This window comes from Herpetosiphon llansteffanensis (assembly GCF_003205875.1).
In the GTDB taxonomy this organism is placed as follows: Bacteria; Chloroflexota; Chloroflexia; order Chloroflexales; family Herpetosiphonaceae; genus Herpetosiphon; species Herpetosiphon llansteffanensis.
This window is the reverse complement of record NZ_PUBZ01000008.1, coordinates 1-6,345: the sequence shown is the minus strand read 5'-3', so window position 1 is coordinate 6,345 and position 6,345 is coordinate 1. Positions and strand designations below refer to the sequence as shown.

General features: G+C 51.8%; 6 protein-coding genes. 1 reads left to right on the top strand and 5 read right to left on the bottom strand.

All coding sequences use genetic code 11. The features are described 5' to 3' along the window. Positions 1-61 precede the first annotated feature (61 nt). The 4 genes from C5S61_RS00230 to C5S61_RS00220 all read right to left on the bottom strand — a co-directional run bounded on the left by C5S61_RS00230 (position 62) and on the right by C5S61_RS00220 (position 2,975). Positions 62-922 (bottom strand): metal ABC transporter ATP-binding protein, encoded by an 861-nt coding sequence (locus C5S61_RS00230; protein ID WP_110513107.1) that lies wholly within the window; start codon positions 920-922, stop codon positions 62-64. Positions 923-1,003: 81 nt separating this feature from the next. After that, positions 1,004-2,026: a metal ABC transporter substrate-binding protein gene (locus C5S61_RS00225; protein WP_110513105.1), complete on the bottom strand. Its 1,023-nt coding sequence runs from the start codon at positions 2,024-2,026 to the stop codon at positions 1,004-1,006. A gap of 134 nt (positions 2,027-2,160) precedes the next feature. Further along, a complete protein-coding gene (locus C5S61_RS26680) occupies positions 2,161-2,337 on the bottom strand; it encodes a hypothetical protein (protein WP_160319474.1) in 177 nt (58 codons plus the stop codon). A gap of 71 nt (positions 2,338-2,408) precedes the next feature. Next, positions 2,409-2,975, bottom strand: coding sequence for an RNA polymerase sigma factor (locus C5S61_RS00220; RefSeq protein WP_110513103.1), 567 nt, complete (start codon positions 2,973-2,975; stop codon positions 2,409-2,411). Between the two features lie 298 nt (positions 2,976-3,273). On the opposite strand from C5S61_RS00220, the gene C5S61_RS00215 reads away from it, so the two are divergent. Beyond that, positions 3,274-4,500, top strand: coding sequence for a TolB family protein (locus C5S61_RS00215; protein ID WP_110513101.1), 1,227 nt, complete (start codon positions 3,274-3,276; stop codon positions 4,498-4,500). Positions 4,501-4,739: 239 nt separating this feature from the next. Here the strand turns inward: C5S61_RS00215 and C5S61_RS00210 are convergent, their stop codons facing one another. Further along, positions 4,740-6,158: a dihydrolipoyl dehydrogenase family protein gene (locus C5S61_RS00210; RefSeq protein WP_110513098.1), complete on the bottom strand. Its 1,419-nt coding sequence runs from the start codon at positions 6,156-6,158 to the stop codon at positions 4,740-4,742. Between the last annotated feature and the right edge of the window lie 187 nt (positions 6,159-6,345).

Below are 6,345 nucleotides of genomic sequence, written 5' to 3'. Positions count from 1 at the left end.
GGGGTTAGGGGTCGGGGATCAGGAATGCCTGCTCAATCACCACCCAAGCGCCACGAGTCCGCTAATTCTTCGCTGTTGAATCGCTATTGGTGAGCGCCGGTTTTTCGCTGCAATTGCCATGGTTGCAATCGAGAATAATCCGTTCGTGGCTTGGCACCAGCACTAATGAGCGGCCAAACGTTGCCTCAACCACGTCGCGGGTCATAATCGCGGTTGGTGGGCCATAGGCAATCAAGCGTTGGTTTAGGCAGAGCAAGGCATCGAAATGATGCTCCAAATGCTGCAAATGGTGGGTTGTAACCAGCAAGGTACGACCAGCATTGCTCAAATCGCGCAGGAGATGCAAAATAACTTCTTGCGTTGGCACATCAACGCCACTAATTGGCTCATCGAGCAGCAACACATCTGGCTCTTGGGCCAAAGCACGCGCCAAAAAGACCCGCTGCTGCTGTCCGCCAGAAAGATCGGCGATTGAGCGCTGGGCAAAATCGTGCATATTAACTTGTTCAAGTGCCGCGTCGGCTAGCTCATAATCGGCTTTTTTGGGTCGCCGCAGCCAACCAAGCTGGCCATAACGCCCCATCAGCACAACATCGCGCACGCTGGCAGGAAAGCGCCAATTGACCGCGCTAATCTGCGGCACATAAGCGACTTTGCGCGAACGTTTGGCCAAGGCTTGGCCTGCTACCAAAATTTGGCCAGTCGAAGGAATTAAGCCTAAGATGGCTTTAATCAACGAGGTTTTGCCAGCACCGTTGGGGCCGATAATGCCGATTAATTGGCTGGATTGGGCCTGAAACGAAACATCGCTCAGCACTGGGCGTTGATCATACCGAATAGTAAGTTGACGAACTTCAAGCGCTGGGGCAATCGTCGTAGGCGCTTGGAGCCGAATATGCGCTTGGGAAGCAACCGCTGCCATAGAAAAATCCTTGTTAACGCAAGAAGCTATAGGCAACAGCCGCTGCTGTTCCTATAGCCACTGCCATACATCACGTGTGCGTTATTTGAGCGCAGCAACAATAGTATTCATATTGTACCGCATCATGTCGATATAGCTAGTTGCTATATCACTACCTAAAGTGTCGGTATACAACACGGCAATCGTTTTTATGCCCGCTTCATCAGCAAGCAACTCGGCAGTTTTTTGGTTGAACTGCGATTCGGAGAAGATTGCGGGCACGCCGCTAGCCTTGACGCTCTCGACTAAGGCCGCCAAATCGCCAGCAGAAAGCTCGGCTTCGGGGTTTTCCAGCAACACGCCAGCAACGTCAAAGCCATAGCGCTTGGCAAAATAGGGGAAAGCATCGTGGTTGGTGATCAATTTGCGCCGTTCGGCTGGAATTTGAGCAGCCAAGCCTTGCAATTCTTGATCGAGGGCTTCGAGCTGGCCAAGATAGGCCTCTGCATTTGCCGCATACACATCTTTGCCACTTGGATCGATGGCGCTGAGTTGGTCGCGAATCGTCAAGGTATACGACATCACATAGGTTGGGTCGAGCCAAAAGTGTGGGTTGCCCTCTTCGTGAGCGTGCTCATCGGCATGTTCTTCATCAGCATGCTCTTCGCCAGCGTGTTCATCGGCGTGTTCGTCTTCAATTGCTGCCAAGCCTGCAGATAATTCAACCCGTGGTTGCTCGCTGCCACCAGCATTTTCAAACAAGGGTTCGAGCCATTCTTCCAGCGCGTGACCATTGAAGAATACAATATTGGCATCGGCGATTTTTTGGCTATCGCCAGGCGTAGCTTGATAATCTTCCGGGCCAGCACCCAAGGGAATAATGTTATCGACGATCACCCGATCGCCGCCGACTTGCTTGATCACATCGGCCAAAATGCTCATGGTTGTGACCACGCGAATTTGGCTAACTGGCTCGGTGGCAATCGCGCTGGCTGTTGGCACTACTTGATCGGCGGTGGTGGTTTGCTGTTGGCTTTGGCTAATTTGGCTTGGCTGAACAGTGGCGGTGCTTTGGCCACAGCCAACTAAAATTACCAGCAACAGCACGAAACTATATCGACGCATTGAAATTGAATCCTTAGCTAATTGATATTATTCTCAGTTACAAAAGAGATAATATCTCAATAAATGAGTTTTTGTCAAAAAAAAGCCCACTGCCTTGTGGGCAATGAGCCGATGTATCGATCAGCACATCGGTATCATAATACTGCAATAATGCTTAACGTGCCAAGAATTAACATCATATAAACGGCCAAACGCCAACCAATGAGGGAAAGCGGCTGGATACTGCCTGGAACACGCACCATATGGGCTTCCCCCAGCACCAGTGCGAGTGCTCCAACGACACACAACATCAGCATAAGAGTGATTTGCATAGGACACCTCCTTGCGGGAACTGCCGCCGATGGATGTTGCAGCAGCTATACGCGCAAAGCAAAAAGGTGTTTCACACTTCGCTGATGTAGCAGGCGAGCGCGCGGCGCAGGCTTGGGAAGGCTTGTTGCAAATAGCCATAAACCGTATCGGGGCTAATGCCTAATGAGTGTGAAGCCTCTTGGGCCATCATTCCCTGCAAGTAGCAGAGGCTAATCGCCATGCGTTGGCGTTGGGGCAAGGTTGCAAGCGCCTCGTAAATATACTGGCTTAGTTCGGCAGAAAGCGCTACATCGCCCAAATCGCCAGCAATAGGCCGTTGATCTAATTCGTTGAGTGGGGTTTGTGGGCGTTGGCGGCGGCGATAATCGAGGGCAGCATTCACGGTAATGCGATGCAGCCATGTGCTCAGACTGCTACGGCCTTCGAAGCGGTTGATATATTCAGCAGCGCGAATAAAACTCTCTTGCACAATATCATCGGCTTCGTCGTCGGAGTAGACATAGCGGCGAGCAAGCCGTTGCATTTGCGGCGCGAAGGTTTGCAAAAAGCACTGAAATGCTTCGTCATCACGCTGACGCAACCCTGCAACAAGGCTAGCTTCATTCAATTCTTGGCTGCTAGGTTGAAACGTAAGCATAACAACAGTCCTTCGCTAGGAATAACAATCCACAAACGCATTCATCATTGAGCGGTGTTGCTACTGTAGCATAGGCTACTGCTGAGCTTCCTGCTAAATAATACAACTTTTGGGCAGCACAATCAATAACATAGGTACATGCCAAAATAGCGTAATAGTCCTAGCAAAAATGCGGCTAGGTTAAGTGGCTCGTAAGCAGATTCGTGATAGGCTTAACTGTATACCAATCCAATCAAATTTTGATTAAAACTTGATTGGCTGGTACGACGATTATGACAACTTAATAGGAGGCGATGTCATGCGACGAGGCATTCGTTGGCTACTGTTAATCGGCGGAGTTGTCGGCATTAGTGTGGCGCTCGGTATTGGCTGGTGGCAACAGGAAGCGCCAGCGGTTAAGCCCAATCGAACCTTGGTGCAAGATCAAGCAGGCAATCTGCAGCTGATCACGGCCAGCAAACAAACATTAGCCCTCACCAATGATGCCTCAGCCACTGTTCAATACACTCAAGTTACGCCTGCGCCCGATGGCCAGCACGTCGCCTATATTCAACTTAGCCCCAAACAGAGCGAAATTCGCATTCAGACTTTTGATGGCAGCCCTGCTCGTAGCATTTTTAGCGATTTCAATTTGCGGCCTTTTTATCTTGCTTGGTCGCCTGATAGCCAAAGCCTCGCTTTTTTGGCCGCAGGCACAACCATGGAATTGTATGTTGTGCCTGCTGATGGCTCGCAAACAGCGCGTAAAGTGCGTGATGGCCAGCCATCGTATTTTGCGTGGAAGCCAGATAGTAGCGCTTTGCTGTTGCACACAGGCGGCGGCACGCCGGTTGGCAGCACCGCCCTGCACTCACTCCAATCCAATGATCTGACCTTTTTTAGCGAAACTGCTGGTGATTTTCAAGCGCCTGCGTGGAATGCTGATGGCTCAGCACGCGTGGTTGTCGTGGCTGATGGCAATATCAACCAATTGATGCACATCGATCAAGCTGGGCAACGGGCTTTGAGCGAGCCAACCAGCGATGGCTTTATGTTTGTGCTTTCGCCCGACCGCTCCAAAGTGGCCTACCAAACCTTTGGCATTCAGACCCGTTCGGGCCTGATGATTCAAACGATTGCGACTGGTAAGAGCCAAACGTTTGAAACCGCGCGTCCGTTGGCTTTTTTCTGGTCGCCTGATGGGCATTCGGTTGCCTTGTTGGTTGCAGATGCCAAGCCGCGCGGGCCAAGCGGCGATGCAGGAATTGTGCGGGTTAGCCGTCAAGCCCAAACTGGCGTGCAAGTGCATTGGGAAGTGCTGGATGTGCAGGCGGGCAACGTTAAGCGGCTCAAATCGTTTGCGCCAAGTAGCCAGTTTTTGAATGTCTTGCCCTATTTTGACCAATATGCCACCTCGTTGACTTTTTGGTCGAGTGACAGCCAATATTTGCTGAATAATAGTAGTAATGGCGTTTGGCAAATTCATGTTGAAACTGGAGCAGAACAACAATTGACGAGCGGTGCATTTGGGGTTGCCGTGCCATAAAAGTTGAGAGAATTCCCTCACCCCCCAACCCCCTCTCCCACTGCACGCGAGCGAGGGGGAGCTGACTAGTGTGTACCAAAAAATGGCGGAAAAACCACCGCCTAAAGCCCCTCGCCCGCGCACGGGAGAGGGGTTGGGGGTGAGGGGATCTTAACACATACCCTTGTAAGAACCCCCTCTCCCACGAAAACGCGGGCGAGGAGGAGGACGTGTTTATCAGCACGCATTGCAGAGGGGAGCTAGCGAAAATACCAGCGCAAGGCGCGTTGCAGCCATGGTTTTTCGAGCCAACGCGTAAACGAGCGTTGGGCAGTCATTTTGAGGCCTTGTGAGCGGGTAGGATAGACGTTGATCAAACCACCAAGCTTTGAGGCGCTAACGCCCGTGCCCATCGCCAACACCGCTGCGTTAATCATATCGCCTGCGCCTTGGCCGATAATATGCACGCCGACAATTTGCTCTTTGCGTCCAACCGCCAAAATTTTGGTAAAGCCTTGCGTTGCATCCTCGGTACGCGCCCGATCGTTGGCGCTCCACGGCAACTCATAAACGCGCAAGCTGCTACCATACTTGGCTCGCGCTTGATCTTCATTCAAGCCCACATGGCCAACTTCGGGATCGGTGAAGGTTGCCCACGGCACTAGCTCATATTTCATAGCACTTTGGCCAGGGAAAAGTGCATTGCGCAGCACGGCTCCTGCTTCTTGGGCAGCAACATGGGTAAATTGATAGCGCCCAATCACATCGCCACAGGCAAAGACCCGTGGATTGCTGGTGCGCAAATACTGATCAACATGAATCCGGCGTTCAGGATCGTATAAAATGCCTGCTGCATCCAAGCCTAAGTTATGGACATTTGGTGTGCGCCCAGCGGCCACCAAAATCGCATCGGCCACCAAGGTTTGTGGCTCTTGACCAGCAGTTTGAATCGTGACGTGTTTGGCTCCAGCTTGGACCTCGATCTTGAGTGTTTTGGTGTTGAGGTAAACTTGCATGCCTTCGGCTTTGAGGGCTTGGGCTAAGGCTGTACCCATGGCATGATCATCTTTGGGCAACAGGCGTGAGCCTTGTTGAATTAGGCTAACTTCTGCGCCCAACCGAAATAGTGCTTGACCTAGCTCGCAGCCAATCGGCCCACCACCAAGCATAACAATCCGCTTGGGCAATTCATCTAATAAAAAAACATCTTCATTGGTAAGGTAGCCAGCCTCGGCCAAGCCAGCGATCGCTGGAATTTTGGGATGCGAGCCGGTTGCAATGCAAACATGCTTGGCGCGTAGCAACTCACCATTAACTTCCACGGTTTGATCATCATAAAAACGGGCACGACCTTCGATAACCCGTGCGCCTGCTTTGCGCAACACCTTGGGCGCGTCGTCGTGCTGATAAATTTGCTCTTGCACCGAGCGCACATACTGCATAACCGCCGCAAAATCGACTTGTGGTTGGGCAGCAATGCCATAGCGGGCAGCAGTTGCCGCTGTATGGGCAATTTTGGCGGCATGGATGAGGCTTTTACTGGGCACGCAGCCAGTCCATGTACAATCGCCACCAAGCTTATTGGCTTCGACTATGGTAATTTTTGCGCCCAACGAAGCGCCAAATTTGGCAAAGGTTATGCCCGCCGAGCCGCCGCCAATTACCAGTAAATCGTCCATGCATGCTCCTTATTAGCACAGAATATTGATCCACGAAGGGCACGAAGCGCACGAAGGGCCAGAAACCACGAAGGACGCGAAGATCGCAAAGGCCCTTTTTTGCCACAGATTAGCACAGATTAGTAGGATTATGCTGCACGCGCCTAGCGCCCTGTCTCTTATAAACATCTGACGCTGCCGACGAAGC